Here is a 17267-nt window from a genome sequence, read left to right on the forward strand (position 1 = left end):
CGCCGCCTTTTTCGCGCCGCTATTTGGCTTCGGCTGCAGGCGTGCCGTTGCGCACGTAGCTCTCGATTGCCGAAGCGAAAGTGGGAGAACCCGCCTTGCGCTGCTTATCTATGTAGCCGGCAAAATAGCTCCAGAAAGAGACGGCATAGTCACGGAAATAAGCATCGGTCACTTTGCGCGAACACAAATCGCCGTCGATGCAGAAGGACAGCCGGTTGAGGAAATAGACGATGCGATCGAAATTCTCGCTGAAATCGGCGAGCGGCATGTCGCCGCCGGAGGCGGTCATCGCCTCGATGCCGATGCGTTGCCGGAACACCTGCTCCTCGGTTGGCGAGGGGTTGGCGCTGAGCAGATTGTCATATTTGGCGTTGAGCGCCGTCAGACGATCTTTCAGCGCGCGCTGCGCCTGCTGGTAGTCCTTGTTTTCCCAGAGCTCGACAAGCGACATGGTCTGCTCGACGCGCTTCTGCTCTTGGTTGGCCAGGAACTGGTAGACCGAGAACATCAAGGTGAAGATGATGGCGAGACGCACGGCCATGCCCGACCAGGCATAGACCAGCATGCGCCAATCGCGGTCTGTGAAGGGGTTGCTCTCCTTCTTGATCTCGTGGCTGCTTGGCCACGGGAAACCCTCGGTGGTTTCCTGCGGGGCCGGTTTGCCGGCCTGCGCTTTTGCGGGTGCGGTCATTGCTGTCTGCCTGGTGTTGCCCGTCGGCTTCTTCATCCGCAGCTGTCCAGTTCAATGGTGGCGGAGGGATCAAGCACAATGCCCGGCGTCTCCAGCTTCTTTTTCAGGCATTGCAACTGCAGGCGCGAAATCATGAACTGTACGTCAGGCTCCGCCGCCCCCTTGTTCGGGGACGGCAAGGCTTCGACGACGCCACGCGAGGCGCAGTTGCTGAGATCGACGACAACCGCGTCGCTGCCGCTTTTGGCGAACTGGTCGTACTGATCGAGAAAACATGTCGCCAGTTCCGAGTTGGTGACGATCTGCTTGACGCATAGGCCGCAGGCCTCGTCCGCCGACGCGTTGGCGATCAGCAACAGGCCGCCGGCAAGGCCGACTACCGTTCCACGCCAGGAAAACACAGAATTCTTCACAATCGATCCTATCCATTTCATCCGCCGTCATGCGTCAGCGGCCGGGAATGTTCTCATATCGCGCCGATCGCGCAAGAGCCGCCGCAGAGCCCTGCGCGCCGGCATCCGCTCAGGCGCGCGGCACCGTCTCCATCGGGAAGATCATCACCGCGCCTTTCGGGCCGCTCTTGTCGGCAAGCCGCATCACCGAGCGGGTTGCCGGCGCCATGCCGAGATCGGTCAGCATGTCGGAGAAGCTGGCGGAGCCCATTCCGCGTGTCGCCGAGGCGACGCCGTCCTGTGCCAGGAAGCTCAGATCCTGCTTCTCGCTCTCCGGCGGCGCCTCGGTCAAAACCGCGATCATCCGTTCCATGCCGAAGCTGGTGTCGGTGAAAGCCAGCAGCCCCTCTTCGAGTATGGCTTGCGGGGCGAGGCGTTCGGCAACGATATGGGTGATCGAATAGTCGCTGCCGACATAGAGCACGTTGATGTCGACCAGCAGATCCGAGCCGTTCTTGGCCAGCACATGCACTTCGTCGCCCGGCGAGACGCGCGGCACAACCGAAGCCTGCAGCGGTTCGAGGCCATCCTTGTCGCGACGTTTGACCTGGAACTGGACGTCGACGTCCTCGGGCCTGTAGTCCGAGGCCGCCGCCAGCCGCGAAAGCCCGGTGGCGCGGAAGATGGTGCGCAGGTTCCTGGTCGTTGCATCGGCCAGTTTCTGGCGGTCGTGAATGATGATCAGCGGCGGTTTGCCGCCCTCCTTCAAGGTCACGTCGCCCGACGCCGGCAGGAACCACAGCGCCGGCTTAGCGGTCGCATCCTTGGCGGCGCCGGGAACGGCATTCTCGCGCATCACCGCGAGGCGGAGGTCGGCGCTCTTGCCGGGCTCGACCAGCTCGATGTTGAAGCCGGTCTCCCTGGCTATGGCCAGTTCGTCGAGAACCGCATTGACCAGAGCGGTTTCCTTCTCAAGTCCCTTGGCCGCGGCCGGCCGCGCGACGATGAGCTTGTAGTCGACGGCGATCTCCGCCACCCGCGCATAGGAATTGGCGGGAATGTCGACGACTTTGAGCGCCGGCTTCTTGTCGAACTCGACCGGCTTGACGCGGCTTTCCAGGTTTTTTGCCGACTGCACTTCCAAAAATCCGACAGCGTCGGACAGCGGCGATAGCGCCGACGGCAGGATGGCGAGCTTGCTGCCGGGGGTGAGGCGGTGCAGCAGGCCGGCGCCGATCGTCGCTTCGCCGTCCTTGATGACGACAGGCCACTGCATGACCGCGTCTGTCTTGTCGGTGCCGAACACCCGCGCATCCAGTTCGCCCTCGAACAGCGGTGTCGGCCGGGTGCGGCTGTCGGCCGAATATTGCTGCAGCACGGCCTGGCCGAACTGGCGATAGGTGACGTTGGGATTCTCGGCCAGTTTCGACAGGATGGTGAAGGTGAACAGGCCGAACCGCGGCGCATCCGCGATGCCCTTGGGCAGCGGCATTTCCGGTGTCGTCTCCACCGTCTGCGCGGCATAGAAGGCGACCAGTTTGCCCTTGGTGATCGGTTCGCCACCGGTCGGCGTCAGGGTGAAGGCGGGCTTGCGCGTGCCATTGTCGTCGACGCCGCGCGAGCCGGCGACCGAAATCACCTCGTCATAGGCCTTGATCGCGGCAGCCCGCTCGGCCTCGTTGCCGCCGACCAGGTCGGCGAACTCGACCTTGCGCTCCAACTCGTCATCGACCTCGACGGCGCGTGTCGCGGTGCCGGAATGGCAGCAGTCGAACACGACCCAGACGAAAGCGCCCTTGTCGCGAATGGCGTCGAGTGCCGCGCCGATCTCGTTGTCGATCAGCGCATTGGGCACGCCGGCATCGCGGTTGATCCATTTGCCGATATCGACGGGCAGGAAGATCTCGTCGAGCCCGTCGGTTTCGTCGCCCTTGACCATCTGCGGCTGCTGGGCGCCGTGACCGGACAGATGCAGATAGACGAAATCGTCGCGCTGAACCTTGGCGGCAAGGTCGGCCAATGCGGCCTTGATGGCCGCATGGGTCGGCAGGCCACTGGCGCCGGGGACATCCTTGGCGAGCAGCGTGACGTTCTCCGGCGCGAACCGCACCGGGTCGGGCACATTCTTCAGGAGATAGTCGCGGACGAGGGCTGCATCGTTCTTCGGCCCGACCAGCCAATTCCTCTGCGGAAGGTTGGGATATTCGGTGCAGGCGACCAGCAGCGCATGATAGGTGCGCGATGCGGCCATGGTCCGGAACGACACCATGCCGGCCATGGTCAAAGCGGACGTGCCGACCAGCAGCGTCCGCCGCGTCAATTTGATCATGATTGCTTCCCCAAGCCCGACCGAAATTCCAAGCGCGGCAATCCTCGCTGAAGATATTGTCAGTATTTTGAACGTTACATCGCAGAGCAACCTGCCTGTTGCCCCGCTCCGATCGATGTTCTCGACCGCCTTGCGGGCAGAATGCTGGAAACAGTAGCAAAAATGCCTGTTCGTCGCTATCTGGATGGGACATGGATCGTTTGTGCGCGGCGCAAGCGACGCAAGGCGAGTTGGAAACAGGATCATGGCGGCAAGGGATGTGCTGACGAAGAACCAGCTGTGCGTGCTCGAGAAACTCGAGACCGCCAGCGGACCGCTCAGTGCCTATACCTTGCTCGACCAACTGCGCGAGCGCGGTTTTCGCGCGCCTCTGCAGGTCTATCGAGCGCTCGACACGCTGGTGAAGTCAGGTTTCGTGCATCGGCTCGAAAGCATCAATTCCTTCGTCGCCTGCGCCGAGCCGCACGACCACAGCCATTCGATGACTGCCTTCGCCATTTGCGACACATGCGGGCAGGTCACCGAAATGTCCGACCACGATGTCGGCCACCGGTTGGACGAATGGGTGCGCTCCACCGGCTTCGCCGCCAAGAAGGCGGTGATCGAGTTTCGCGGGACGTGTGCCAAGTGCCTCGCGGAAGCAGCTTAGGATCAGGCCAGCCAATCTATTGATGTTGGAGGGGCAGCACCCCCCTCTGTCCTGCCGGACATCTCCCGCAAGGGGGGAGATTGGCAGCTTCGGCGCTCCGCTCATTTCTGCAACGTTGGCGATTGGCGAAACCAGAAGTGACATCCGATCTCCCCCCTTGCGGGGGAGATGCCCGGCAGGGCAGAGGGGGGTGTGAAGGAACGCGATCTAGCCGGCCTGGGCGCACCCCACATCAGCCGCTAATGCGCCTCGTCCCAGTTGTTGGCGGCGCGCGCATCGACATGCAGCGGCACCGACATCGATACCGCTGGCATCGCCGCGTTTTCCATGACGTGACGCACGACCGGGATCGTCGCCTCGACTTCCGCCTCGACGGTCTCGAAAATCAGTTCGTCATGCACCTGCAGCAGCATGCGTGCGGAAAGCCCTGCTTTTTCCAGCGCCTCCTCCATGCGGATCATGGCACGGCGGATGATATCGGCGGCGGTGCCTTGCAGGCGGGCGTTGATCGAGGCGCGTTCGTTGAAGGCGCGAAGCGAGGGGTTGGACGATCTTATGTCGGGGTAATGGATGCGACGGCCGAAGATCGTTTCGACAAAGCCATGCTCGCGGGCATAGGCCTTGGTCTCCTCGATGTAATCGCGGATGCCGGGGAAGCGCTCGAAATATTTCTTGATGTAGTTGCCGGCCTCCTCGCGCGGGATCGACAGCTGGTTGGCGAGACCAAAGGCCGAAATGCCGTAGATGATGCCGAAATTGATCGCCTTGGCGCGGCGACGGACTTCCGAAGGCATGCCCTCGACCGGCACGTTGAACATCTCAGACGCGGTGATGGCGTGGATATCGGCGCCGTCGGCGAAAGCCTGCCGCAATTGCGGGATCTCGGCGACATGGGCGAGCACCCGCAGTTCGATCTGGCTGTAGTCGGCCGAGACCAGCCGATGGCTCTTGTCGGTGATGAAGGCGGTCCTGATCTTGCGGCCTTCGGCGGTGCGCACCGGGATGTTCTGCAGGTTCGGATCGGAGGACGACAGGCGTCCCGTCGTCGTCGCGGCCAGCGCGTAGGAGGTGTGAACGCGCTTGGTGTCGGGGTGGATGAAGCCCGGCAGCGCATCGGTATAGGTCGATTTCAGCTTGGTCAGCTGGCGCCAGTCGACGATCTTGCGCGGCAGTTCGTGACCTTCGGCGGCGAGATCTTCGAGAAGCTGCGCCGAGGTCGACCACTGGCCGGTCTTGGTCTTGGAACCGCCGGGCAGGCCCATGCGTCCGAACAGGATGTCGCCAAGCTGTTTTGGCGAGCCGATGTTGATGCGCTCGCCGATGAGCTGGTAGATTTCCTCTTCGAGGCGAGCGGCGCCCTGGGCCAGTTCGCCCGAGAGCCGCGACAGGATCTGCCGGTCGACCGAGATGCCGCGCTGTTCCATGCGCGCCAGCACCGGCACCAGCGGCCGCTCCAGCCGCTCATAGACCGACACTAGGCCTTTGGCGGCAAGCCGCGGTTTCAGCACCAGCCAGAGCCGCAGCGTCATATCGGCGTCTTCGGCGGCATGAGCGGTCGCCTTGTCGATGTCGACCTGATCGAAACCGACGGAGCTTTTGCCGGAGCCGGTGACGTCCTTGAGCAGGAGAGGGGTATGACCCAGCCATTTCTCGGCTAGCGAGTCCAGGCCGTGACCATGGGGCGTGCCGGCATCGAGCACGTAGGAGATCAGCATGGTGTCGTCGAACGGTGCGACATCGATGCCGTAGCGGCTCATGATGACAAGATCGTATTTCAGGTTCTGCGCGATCTTGAGAACCGATCTGTCTTCGAGCAGCGGTTTCAGCACAGCCAGCGCCTCGCGAAGCGGTATCTGGTTTTCGAGCGCGCCACCACCGAGCAGGTCGCCATTGCCGCTCATGTGGGCAAAGGGGATATAGGCGGCGCGCCCGGGCGCCGTGGCGATGGCCATGCCGATCAGTTCGGCCTGCATCGGATCAGCCGATGTTGCCCTGACATCGAAGGCGGTGATGCCGGCCTCTCGCGCCTCGGCGACCCAGGCTTTCAGGGCCGAGATATCGCGGATGCAGTGATAGGCCGAAGTGTCGATCTTGCCGGTGGCCGCGCGCTCCAGCCTTAGTGCCGCGAGCAGGGAAGGGGTATCGCCTTGTTTTGACGTCTCCGCCGTCCCGCCGGCTTCGTCCGATCCAGTGCCGGACGCGTTTCGGGCAACCGGCGGCAAACCGGCCCCAACATCCGGGCCATGGGCATGGTCGGCGCGTTCGACGGTGACCGCGACGGCCTGGACATCGCCGGCCTCGGTGCTGGTCGCCTCCGCGACACGGCGGGTCAGTGACGTGAATTCCATGGTCTTCAAGAAACCGATCAGCTTCGGGCCGTCCGGCGCGTGCAGGACGAAATCGTCCAGTCCCTCGGCGACCGGCACATCGTTCATCAGCGTCACCAGCTGACGCGAAATGCGCGCCTTGTCGGCGTTGGCGATGATCGATTCGCGCCTCTTGTCCTGCTTGATCTCGCCGGCCCGGGCCAGCAGCGTGTCGAGGTCACCGAACTGTTCGAGCAGTTGCGCCGCCGTCTTCGGCCCTATGCCGGGCACACCAGGCACATTGTCGACCGAATCGCCGGTCAGTGCCTGCAGATCGACCATCTTCTCCGGCGGCACGCCCCATTTTTCGATGACTTCCGGAATGCCGATCTGGCGGTCCTTCATCGGGTCGTACATGGCGACCGTGTCGCCGACCAGCTGCATCAGATCCTTGTCGGAGGAGATGATGGTGGTGTCGCCGCCAGCTTCGCAGGCCAGCCTCGCATAGGTGGCGATCAGATCGTCGGCCTCGTAGCCTTCGATCTCGACGCAGGGCAGGTTGAACGCCCTGGTCGCCTGGCGGATCAGGCCGAATTGCGGGATCAAATCTTCCGGCGGTGCCGAGCGGTTGGCCTTGTATTCGGGGTAGAGGTCGTTGCGGAAGGTTTTCGACGAATAGTCGAAAATGACGGCGAAATGCGTTGGCACAATGCCTACATCGGTGTTGCGGGCGTCGAGCATCAGCTTCCACAGCATGTTGCAGAAGCCGGAAACGGCGCCCACCGGCAGGCCGTCGGATTTGCGGGTCAGCGGCGGCAGCGCGTGATAGGCACGGAAGATGTAGCCGGAGCCGTCGACAAGGAAGAGATGATCGCCTTTTTTCATGTCGGCAGGGATAGCGCGGCGCGGCGGCTTGGTCCATGCCAAAGGCAGCCTCGACTATCGGTTCCGGCAACACCCTGACAGATCGCCGTCACCCCGCTCACGCCTATGTTACAAAACTGTAATTTTCGTGCCCTTGAATCGCCACGTTCAGAGACCCAAATACACGTCATCGGCAGTTTTCGCCGAGTCCGGAGCAAGGCCCGTCCCCCGCCTATCCCGGACACCTGCGGCAGCCTATCCCCCCTCTCCGGGCTGCCGCATCGTTTCGAGTAGAAGGCCGCCGTGGTTCCCCCTCCACCACGGCGGTCTTTTTTATCCCAGACAGACGTTTGCAGCCCGTGGTCCAATGATCGCGGGCTTTTCGTTTTGCTGTCCTGCCTTTACGGTTCGGGTTCTGAATCGAAAGGCTTCACATATGTCCGCAGTTTCCCCCGTCCTCGACCGTCTCGACAAGAATCTCGACCAGAGCCTCGAACGCCTGTTCGGCCTGCTCAGGATCAAGTCGATCTCCACCGATCCGGCCTATGCCGCCGACTGCCGCAAGGCGGCGGAATGGCTCGTGGCGGAGCTCAAGCTGATCGGCTTCGATGCCAGTGTGCGCGACACGCCCGGACACCCGATGGTGGTCGCCCATCACGATGGCCCGGCCGGTTCGCCGCATGTGCTGTTTTACGGCCATTATGACGTGCAGCCGGTCGATCCGATCGAATTGTGGGAAAGCGACCCGTTCGCCCCCGCGGTCAAGGAGGTCGGCCCGGATCACAAGGTGATCACCGGACGCGGCTCGGCCGACGACAAGGGCCAGCTGATGACCTTCGTCGAGGCCTGCCGCGCCTGGAAGCAGGTGCACGGCAATTTGCCTTGCCGCATCACCATCCTGTTCGAGGGCGAAGAGGAATCCGGCTCGCCCTCGTTGAAGCCGTTCCTCGAAGCCAATGCCGACGAACTCAAGGCCGATTTCGCGCTGGTCTGCGATACCGGCATGTGGGACCGCGACACGCCGTCGATCTGCGTCGGGCTGCGCGGGCTGGTCGGTGAGGAGATCACGGTGAAGGCGGCCGATCGCGACCTACATTCGGGCCTCTATGGGGGTGCCGCCGCCAACCCGATCCGCATCCTGGCCAAGGTGCTGGCCGATATCCACGACAAGGACGGTCACATCACCATTCCCGGCTTCTATGACGGCGTCGAGGAAACGCCTTCGCAGATCCTGAAATCTTGGGAGACGCTGGGCGAGACGGCCGAGACGTTCCTCGGGCCAGTCGGCCTGTCGATCCCGTCGGGCGAAAAGGGCCGCTCCGTGCTGGAGTTGACCTGGGCGCGGCCGACGGCCGAGTTCAACGGCATCATCGGCGGCTACACCGGCAAGGGCTTCAAGACGGTGATCGCGGCCGAAGCCTCGGCGAAGGTGTCGTTTCGCCTCGTACACAAGCAGGATCCCAAGAAAATCCGCGCGGCGTTCCAGAAATTCGTCAAGGAGCGGATTCCGGCCGACTGCTCGGTCGAATTCCATCCGCATGGCGGCTCGCCGGCAATCCAGCTTTCCTACGACTCGCCCTTCCTGGCCAAGGCCAAGGATGCGCTGTCCGACGAATGGCCGAAGCCGGCGGTGACGACGGGCAGCGGCGGGTCGATCCCGGTGGTCGGCGACTTCCAGACCTATCTCGGTATGGAATCGCTGCTGGTCGGGTTCGGCCTCGACGACGACCGCATCCACTCGCCCAACGAGAAATACGAGCTCAGCTCCTTCCACAAGGGCCAGCGCTCCTGGGCGCGGATTCTCGATGCGCTGACCCGCTGACGCGGCGTGAAAATCAACTTTCAGTTGATTTTTCAGCGGAACGCGGCGAGGACGGGCCACAAGACAAAGCGCTACAGCGTCCCTTGCGGGTCAAGGGACGCGCAAGGCTCGACCGGAGAAGACAATGGCCGATATCCGTTTCCACAAGCATGATCTGCCCGACCTCTCGCACTACAATGTCGGGGCAGTGGCCATCGACACCGAAACGCTGGGGCTCAATCCGCATCGCGACCGGCTGTGCGTGGTGCAGATTTCGCCTGGCGACGGCACGGCCGATGTGATCCAGATCGCGCCCGGCCAGAAGAAGGCGCCGAACCTCGTCAGCCTGCTGCGGAACCGCGGCGTAACCAAGCTGTTCCACTACGGACGCTTCGACCTTGCCGTGCTCTACAATGCGTTCGGCGTCATGCCCGAGCCGGTGTTCTGCACCAAGATCGCCTCGCGGCTGACCCGCACCTACACCGACCGCCACGGGCTGAAGGACATCTGCTTCGAGCTTCTTGGCGTCGGCCTCTCCAAGGCGCAGCAATCGTCGGACTGGGCGGCCGAGACGCTGTCGCCCGAACAGCTCGAATATGCAGCTTCCGATGTGCTCTATCTGCACCGGTTGCGCGATGTGCTTGCCGGACGGCTGGCGCGCGATGGGCGGATCAAGGAAGCCGATGCCTGCTTCCGCTTCCTGCCGACGCGTGCCAAGCTTGACCTGATGGGCTGGGACGAAGAGGATATCTTCGCCCATAGCTGACGGTCGTCGGCGCGCTCCGCGGCTGGAACCGATGCGGGCCGCGGCGTTCTGTCGGCTCAGCTTTGCCGGCTCAAAAGGGGATGACATGACGGACAGAAAGCCGATTGCGACCGCACCGACAGACGGCTCCAAGGTCTCCGTGACCTGGAAGGACAGCGACGGGGTCATCAATGAATCCATCGCGCAATATCGCGACGACGGCTGGTGGGTCTATATCGACAGTCACACGCAAAAGAAGGTCGAGCCGACCAGTTGGCGCCCTGCCGCAAGCGACGATGACGATCAATGATGGCGCCGCTGGTGAGGCCGACCGCTTTCGAATAGCCTGAAGCCGTTGATATCGAGGCCGATTCGGAGCTTTCCGTTCCGCCGTCGCCCTCTTGCTCGGAGGAACTCTCTATGGGTGTCGAAAGCCTGCTCGTCTTCATCATCATCGGTGCCATCGCCGGCTGGCTCGCCGGTCTTATCGTTTCCGGCTTCGGCTTCGGTCTGATCGGCAACATCATTGTCGGTATCGTCGGCGCGTTCATCGCTGGCTGGCTGTTTCCGAGGATCGGATTTTCCATCGGCGGCGGCACTCTCGCCGCGATCATCCATGCCACGATCGGCGCCATCATCCTGCTGGTGCTGGTCAAGGTCCTGAAAAGAGCCTGAGGCTCGACAACGCAAAGAGCGCGCCATGAAACAGAATACGCTCTATCTCGTCATTGGCGCGCTCGTCGTCGTGGTCATTGCGCTCGGCATCTACGTCTATCGCGAGCAGACCAAACCCAAAGGCGTCGAACTCAAGATCGACGACAAGGGCATTTCGATCCAGCAGAACTAGCCTGCACCGGTGGGGCAGATGCAGGAGCGCGACATGGGGGCTTCCGACGCGCCGGAAGACGACGATCCGCCCAGAATTACCGTCGCGGAATGGGAGAGGCTGAACAGGCCGCCAAGGCGCGAGGCGCTGTTGCGCTATCATTGGCGGGTGTTTCGCTTTCTGAGGACATCCGCGCCGGTCAGCGAATTGCAAGGGCAAGAGCAGGTATTCCGCGGTGCGGTCGTCGCCACCGTGGCCTTCAACCGGCCCGAAATGATCGAATGGCAGATCCACCTGGTGCGCCGATACGTTGCCGAGCACGAGAGCTACATCGTCTTCGACAACAGCAAGAAGGACGAGGCGAGGCAAGCGATCCGCGATCTCTGCCGTCGCCAGCATGTTCCCTATGTGGCATTGCCGAAGAACAGGCTGGTCGTCAGCAGATCGCACGGTCAAGCGCTCAACTGGATCGTGCGGAATTTCTTGCCTGGGTTCGGGCCGAAGCTTTTCGGCTTCATCGATCATGACATCTTTCCAACTGAACCATTTTCGATCCGCGACCGGATGGAGGGCAAGAGCCTCTACGGCAGCGTGCGGCGCGATACGCCGACACCAGGCGGCTGGTTTTTGTGGCCCGGCTTCTGTTTTTTCGATGGAAGCCTGTTGCGACGGCGGCTGGATTTCGCCCCGAGCTACAAGTTTCATATGGATTCCGGCGGCGGCAACTGGCCGGTGCTCTACAGGTCGATCGACCCGGCGATGGTTCGGTTCGCTGAAAACAAATCGCTTCGCTTCGGCGCTGGACATGATCAATCCGAGGATTTTTTCATGGTGGTCGATGGCTGGCTGCATGTAACGAACGCCTCGAACTGGAGGCGACAGCAGGTTGACAGGAGCGAACACATTCTCGCGCTGTTGCGGCAAGCGGGCGGTCCCGACCAGCCGGATGTGAAGTTCGAGCCCATCTGAAATCAGGTCTGAGGCGGGTGGTGTTGACAGAAAACGCTGAGGGGCCTGTTGCATTGCGGCCTGAAATCCAGGGGCTGCGTGGCATTGCCGTTGCCCTGGTGGTGGTTTTCCACATCTGGCCCGCGGTTCTTCCTGGTGGGTATGTCGGGGTCGATGTGTTCTTCGTCATCTCGGGCTATCTCATCACCGGTCTGCTTGCCCGCATGGCGTTGCGCGATGGTCGCATCTCGCTGATGGCCTTTTATTCGCGGCGAGTGCGGCGACTGCTGCCGACTGCGATCCTGGCCCTTCTTGCCACGCTCGCCGGAACGCTGGTCTTCCTGTCCATGGCCCGTTGGGAAGAGACGGCGATCCAGGTCGCTGCCAGTGCGCTCTATGTGCAGAACTGGCGGCTTGCCTGGCAGGCGGTCGACTATCTCGGCGCCGAGGAGGCGGCGAGCCCGGTACAACATTACTGGTCTCTATCGATCGAGGAGCAGTTCTATATCGTCTGGCCATTGCTGATGGTGGCAGGCCTTTGGCTGGCGCGCCGTCTCGGGCGGCCAGCGAAAGGCGTATTCCTCGTAGGGCTGACCGCGGTTTTTGCCGGATCGCTGATCGCCTCGGTTCTCATCACCCGGAGCGATCCGGCCGCCGCTTATTTCGTAACCCATACCCGTCTGTGGGAGCTGGCGCTCGGTGGCCTGCTGGCGCTGACGGTCCATCGGTTCAGGGCAGGGCTGCCATTGCGCACCGCAATGGCGATGACCGGTATTGGCGCTATCGGGTTTTCAGCGCTTTTCCTTTCCGCCTCGACGCCATTTCCTGGCGCTCTTGCGTTGCTGCCGACCCTGGGAACGGTGCTCATCATTGCCGCCGGCGGCATCAAACTAGGTCGGTTTCGCGCACTTGACGCCAGCATCCTTTGCTATGTCGGCGACCGGTCGTATTCGATCTACCTCTGGCATTGGCCGCTGGTTGTTTTCTATTCGGCGCATCGCCCCGCCGCCGGGCTCTTTGCAGGTGTCGTGCTGATCGCCCTGACGCTGGCAATCTCGGACCTGTCCTACCGATATGTCGAACAGCGCTACCGGCAGCCGCGGCCGGATACGGAACGGAAACCTCTGGCCTATGCCACTGCCGCCGTTGCCGTCTGCGTGATGGTGTCGGGTGGGTTCGGCTATGCGCTCGACAGGCAAGACGTCGATATCACCCTGATCGGGACACCGAATTATCCAGGGCCGGCAGCGCTGCTTGCCAACGCTTCGGTTCCGCGCGACGTGGAACTGCTGCCATCCCTCGGCAAACTCAGGCGTGACGTACCGATCGTCTATCGACTGAAATGCCATCAGGAGCAGGACAGCACGCAAGCTGTGGGCTGCCAGCTCGGCGATCCCCAGGGAACCAGGACCATTGTCGTCGCAGGCGATTCACACGCAGCACAATGGATCCCGGCCATCGACGAGATTGCCAGGGACCGCAAGTGGAAACTGGTCACCTTCACCAAGGCTGCATGCCCTTTCACCCTTGCCGCGGTGACGGATGACGGTAAGCCGTATGAGGCCTGCGCAACATGGCGCGACAACGTTCTCGCCGAGATCAGGAAATTGCGGCCAGACCTGATGTTCACCAGCCAGTCTCGCTATTCCGACACACCGGAGCCAGCAATGATCGACGGTTTGCGCGGCATCTGGAGCGACTTGAACAGAGCCGGCGTGCGCATTATCGCCATCCGGAACACGCCTTTCGTCAAGTTCGATCCCGGTGATTGCCTGGCCGCCGATCCCGACAAATGCGTCAACGCGCGACACGAGGTGGAGACGAGCGACGTCTTCGCCCTCGCCGCAGGGGCATTGCCGGGGGTCCGCGTCGTTGACATGAACGATGCCTTATGTGGCAAGAACAGCTGTTCGGCCGTGGTCGGCAACATCATCGTCTGGCGCGACCATCACCATATGACGGCCACCTATGCGCTGGCGCTGGCGCCCTATCTGGCGAAGGCGGCGGGTCTCTAGCGAGATATCAAGGCGTAGCGGCTTTTTCGCATCAACATCGTTGACCAATGCCAAGGCCGGCATTCGGACACGACTTAACCCGCCCTTAAATCGCCGCATCTACTCTTCAACCCGAACGCCATAGGCATCGGGGATATCAAGCACAGCGCATGGCGAACCGCAGGGACAGTCGCATCGAACCCAGTTTCGAGGGGCCGCCGCAGGCGCGGTCCTCGGCGGGTCTTTCGGTGAACGAGGAGGATCGCGTCGTGCCGAGCAATCGCAAAGCCTCCGCAAAACGCAAGCCGGCCAAAGGGAAATCGTCGCGGGCCAAGCGCGGCAGAAGCCGGCGCGGCCTGTTCGGTGTGCTCGGCCGGCTGTTCTACTGGTGCTTCGTGCTGGCCATCTGGGGCGGCATCGGCGTGGCCGGCATCGTCGTCTACTATGGCGCCAAGATGCCGGCGGCGACGACCTGGTCGATTCCCGACCGCGCCCCCAACATCAAGATCGTTTCGGCAGATGGCCAATTGCTCGCCAATCGCGGCATGAGCGGTGGCGAGGCCGTCGGCCTGCATGAAATGTCGCCCTATATCCCGGAAGCCGTCATCGCTATTGAAGATCGGCGCTTCTACTCGCATTTCGGTATCGACCCGATCGGGCTTTCTCGCGCCATGGTCACCAATGTGCTTGGCGGGCATTTCTCGCAGGGCGGTTCGACGCTGACCCAGCAATTGGCGAAGAACCTGTTCCTGACACCCGACCGCACGCTGGAGCGCAAGGTGCAGGAAGTGCTGCTGGCGCTGTGGCTGGAGCACAAGCACACCAAGGACCAGATCCTCGAAATGTACCTCAACCGGGTTTATTTCGGTTCCGGCGCCTATGGCGTCGAGGCCGCCTCGCGCCGCTATTTCGGCAAGAGCGCGCGTGACGTCACCCTGTCGGAAGCCGCATTGCTTGCCGGCCTGTTGAAGGCGCCGTCGCGGCTGTCGCCGGCACGCGATCCGAAGGCCGCCGAGGAACGCTCGCAACTGGTGCTTGCCGCCATGCGCGACGAGGGAAAGATCAGCGCCAAGGAACTGACCTCGGCAATGAGCGCGCCGGCAACGCGTGCGCCGTCCTACTGGACCGGCTCGGAGAATTACGTCGCCGATACCATCATGGAGGAACTGCCCGACCTGATCGGCGACGTACGCGGCGACATCGTCATCGACAGCACCGTCGACCTGAACCTGCAGAAGCTCGCCGAACAATCGATCCGCAGGCTGATCGACGACAGCGGCAAGAAGCTCAACGTCAGCCAGGGCGCCCTGGTGTCGATCGACGATTCCGGCGCGGTGCGCGCCATGGTCGGCGGCTACGACTATTCGACGAGCCAGTTCGACCGTGCTTCGGAGGCACGTCGCCAGCCGGGCTCGGCGTTCAAGCCGTTCGTCTATATGGCCGCGCTCGAAGCCGGTCGCACGCCCGACAGCATCCGCAACGATGCGCCGATCAAGATCGGCAATTGGACGCCCGACAATTACGGCGGCAAGTATTTCGGCAAGGTGACGCTGGCCACCGCGCTGGCCAAGTCGCTGAACTCGGTGGCGGCGCAACTGACCATGGAGGTCGGGCCGAACGCGGTCGTCGAGGCGGCGCACCGCATGGGCATCCAGTCCGATCTGCAGTCCAACACCTCGATCGCGCTCGGCACTTCGGAAGTGACGCCGCTGGAGCTGACCTCGGCCTATGTCCCCTTTGCCAATGGCGGCTACAAGCCCGACATCCATTTCATCCGGCGCGTGACGACCACCGAGGGCAAGGTGCTTTACGACAGCGGCGGCGGCAGCGCGCCGCGCGTCGTCAAGCCTGAGATCGTGGGCATGATGAACTCGATGATGACGGGCACGGTTGAGATCGGCACTGCCCGGAAAGCGGCTTTCGCCTGGCCATCGGCCGGCAAGACCGGCACCAGTCAGAATTCGCGCGACGCCTGGTTCGTGGGCTACACCGCCAACCTCACCACCGGTGTGTGGTTCGGCAATGACGATGGCAGCCCGATGAAGAAGGTCACCGGCGGCGCACTGCCGGCGCAGGCCTGGCACGAGTTCATGGTTGCGGCCCACGAGGGTGTGCCGGTGCGGCCACTGCCCGGCACCTGGAAATCGACGCCGGCCGACACATTCGTCCCCGACGAGATACCCTCGGCGAACAACACGGCGCCGGTTCCGTCAACGTCGGTCGGCCAGCAGGCTCCGGCGCGGCCAGCAGCGCCGGTTGCCCAAGCGCCGTCCCGCGCGGCCCGTCCCGCCCAAACCGTAGATGCCGATGGCCTTTCCATGCCAGAGGATGACGGCGCCACCGCATCGATCAAGCACCCGGTGCCGCCAGGCGACGTCGGCGGTCCGCGCAAAAAGCGGCAGACCTCCATCCTCGACCTCCTTGGCGGCTGATCCGATCCGCTAATTCCGTGGTTTGGCGTTGCCCAATTTCTTGCTGTCAAAGGTCAGGTTGTCGCTGTGAATCTTGCCATCGCGGACGGTAAGGTGCTTGGCGCAGGAAAGCGCGCCGGACGACTTTGTCATCAAGTCATACATCAGCAGCGCCTGGTGATCGTCGCCGAAAGCAGCGATCATGCGCACACCGGTCACATCCTGTGAAAGTTTGGTCAGGCCCTTCAGGTAGGGGGCCTTGCCGGTCGATTGCTGCATCGGCCCATCAAAAACGACGTCGTCGGCGACATAGGATGCTGGCTTTTCGAGGTCGTGGCCTGTCCACGCCTTGGTGAAGGCCGTGGCGATGTCGAGGGGTGCTGTCTGTGTCATGGCTCTGTCCGATTGATTTGATGTGAAACCCCGCACCCTTGTCCTGCACTCCCGAACCAACGGCGAGTTGGCTTCCCGGTTCCTCCTTTGACGTGAATGGTGACATTTCGGCCTCTCGCCACCTCGGCGGCGTTCGGCTACATCTGCCGGCCGGAGACCTTGAAATGACTGAACTCGACACCAGAAAGACCATCGTGCTGACCGGCGCCAGCCGCGGCATCGGCCACGCCACCGTCAAGCGTTTTTCGCGCGAGGGCTGGCGCGTCATCACCTGCTCCAGGCAGGCTTTCGCCGAGGATTGCCCGTGGCCGGCCGGGCCGGAAGACCACATCAAGGTCGATCTCGCCGATCAGGAGGATGTCGGCATCGCCGTCTCCGAAATCCGCCACCGGCTGGAAGCGCATGGCGGCCAGCTGCATGCACTGGTCAACAATGCCGGCATTTCGCCGAAGCTCAAGGACGGCAACAGCCGCATGGATTCGATCGACACGCCGATGCATGTCTGGCGCGACGTGTTCCAGGTCAATTTCTTCGCGCCGATCATGCTGGCGCGCGGCCTGTTCAAGGAACTGGCGGCGGCCAAGGGCTCGATCGTCAACGTAACCTCGATCGCCGGAACCCGCGTGCATCCCTTCGCCGGCACGGCCTACGCCACATCGAAAGCGGCACTCGGCTCGCTGACGCGCGAGATGGCACATGATTTCGGCCCGCACGGCATCCGCGTCAATGCCATTGCGCCCGGCGAGATCGACACCGCGATCCTGTCGCCGGGCACTGACAAGATCGTCGAGACCATCCCTCTCAGGCGCCTTGGCACCACGGCGGAAGTCGCCGACATCATCTTCTTCCTGTGTTCGCAGCAGGCGTCCTACGTGACCGGCTCGGAAATCCACATCAATGGCGGTCAGCATGTGTGAC

The 17267-nt window shown here is 62.7% G+C and carries 15 protein-coding genes; 10 read left to right on the plus strand and 5 right to left on the minus strand.

The genetic code is table 11. The features are described from left to right. Window positions 1-19 precede the first annotated feature (19 nt). From NKJ11_RS13025 to NKJ11_RS13035, 3 genes are all read right to left on the minus strand, one after another. Window positions 20-727, minus strand: a complete 708-nt coding sequence (locus NKJ11_RS13025) for a DUF4760 domain-containing protein (RefSeq protein ID WP_352793475.1) — start codon at window positions 725-727, stop codon at window positions 20-22. Further along, entirely contained in the window at window positions 724-1104 is a 381-nt protein-coding gene (locus NKJ11_RS13030) for a hypothetical protein (protein ID WP_352440845.1), read from the minus strand. Before NKJ11_RS13030 ends, NKJ11_RS13025 begins: the two co-directional genes overlap by 4 nt. Before the next feature lie 109 nt (window positions 1105-1213). Beyond that, entirely contained in the window at window positions 1214-3412 is a 2199-nt protein-coding gene (locus NKJ11_RS13035) for a caspase family protein (protein WP_352793477.1), read from the minus strand. Between the two features lie 244 nt (window positions 3413-3656). Between NKJ11_RS13035 and NKJ11_RS13040 the strand changes: the two genes are divergently transcribed. Next, window positions 3657-4061 carry a Fur family transcriptional regulator gene (locus tag NKJ11_RS13040; protein ID WP_027037743.1) on the plus strand — a complete coding sequence of 135 codons (405 nt, stop codon included), beginning with the start codon at window positions 3657-3659 and terminating at the stop codon, window positions 4059-4061. Window positions 4062-4300: 239 nt separating this feature from the next. Here NKJ11_RS13040 and polA read toward each other — a convergent pair whose 3' ends face one another. Next, on the minus strand, window positions 4301-7252 hold the full coding sequence (gene polA / locus NKJ11_RS13045) for a DNA polymerase I (RefSeq protein WP_023812503.1): 2952 nt from the start codon (window positions 7250-7252) through the stop codon (window positions 4301-4303). Window positions 7253-7667: 415 nt separating this feature from the next. Between polA and NKJ11_RS13050 the strand changes: the two genes are divergently transcribed. The 8 genes from NKJ11_RS13050 to NKJ11_RS13085 all read left to right on the plus strand — a co-directional run bounded on the left by NKJ11_RS13050 (window position 7668) and on the right by NKJ11_RS13085 (window position 15977). Next, entirely contained in the window at window positions 7668-9053 is a 1386-nt protein-coding gene (locus NKJ11_RS13050) for a M20/M25/M40 family metallo-hydrolase (protein WP_352610150.1), read from the plus strand. Window positions 9054-9177: 124 nt separating this feature from the next. Next, a complete protein-coding gene (locus NKJ11_RS13055; RefSeq protein ID WP_031213535.1) occupies window positions 9178-9798 on the plus strand; it encodes a ribonuclease D in 621 nt (206 codons plus the stop codon). An 85-nt stretch (window positions 9799-9883) separates the two neighbouring features. Then, window positions 9884-10087 (plus strand): hypothetical protein, encoded by a 204-nt coding sequence (locus tag NKJ11_RS13060; protein WP_127296410.1) that lies wholly within the window; start codon window positions 9884-9886, stop codon window positions 10085-10087. Between the two features lie 110 nt (window positions 10088-10197). Further along, window positions 10198-10452 (plus strand): GlsB/YeaQ/YmgE family stress response membrane protein, encoded by a 255-nt coding sequence (locus tag NKJ11_RS13065; RefSeq protein WP_013529551.1) that lies wholly within the window; start codon window positions 10198-10200, stop codon window positions 10450-10452. A 25-nt stretch (window positions 10453-10477) separates the two neighbouring features. Next, the gene (locus NKJ11_RS13070; protein ID WP_013529552.1) at window positions 10478-10624 is read left to right on the plus strand and encodes a hypothetical protein; all 147 of its coding nucleotides are present in this window, start codon (window positions 10478-10480) and stop codon (window positions 10622-10624) included. A 33-nt stretch (window positions 10625-10657) separates the two neighbouring features. Next, window positions 10658-11572, plus strand: a complete 915-nt coding sequence (locus NKJ11_RS13075) for a hypothetical protein (RefSeq protein WP_352610152.1) — start codon at window positions 10658-10660, stop codon at window positions 11570-11572. 23 nt (window positions 11573-11595) lie between these two features. Further along, window positions 11596-13566 (plus strand): acyltransferase family protein, encoded by a 1971-nt coding sequence (locus NKJ11_RS13080; RefSeq protein WP_352610154.1) that lies wholly within the window; start codon window positions 11596-11598, stop codon window positions 13564-13566. Between the two features lie 149 nt (window positions 13567-13715). Continuing rightward, window positions 13716-15977 carry a transglycosylase domain-containing protein gene (locus tag NKJ11_RS13085; protein WP_127296407.1) on the plus strand — a complete coding sequence of 754 codons (2262 nt, stop codon included), beginning with the start codon at window positions 13716-13718 and terminating at the stop codon, window positions 15975-15977. 9 nt (window positions 15978-15986) lie between these two features. On the opposite strand, the gene NKJ11_RS13090 is transcribed toward NKJ11_RS13085, so the two are convergent. Further along, entirely contained in the window at window positions 15987-16349 is a 363-nt protein-coding gene (locus tag NKJ11_RS13090) for a nuclear transport factor 2 family protein (protein WP_352610157.1), read from the minus strand. A 164-nt stretch (window positions 16350-16513) separates the two neighbouring features. Between NKJ11_RS13090 and NKJ11_RS13095 the strand changes: the two genes are divergently transcribed. Further along, window positions 16514-17266: an SDR family NAD(P)-dependent oxidoreductase gene (locus NKJ11_RS13095; protein WP_023812510.1), complete on the plus strand. Its 753-nt coding sequence runs from the start codon at window positions 16514-16516 to the stop codon at window positions 17264-17266. The last annotated feature ends 1 nt before the right edge of the window (window position 17267 follow it).

Source organism: Mesorhizobium sp. M0243, from assembly GCF_040321775.1.
GTDB lineage: Bacteria > Pseudomonadota > Alphaproteobacteria > Rhizobiales > Rhizobiaceae > Mesorhizobium.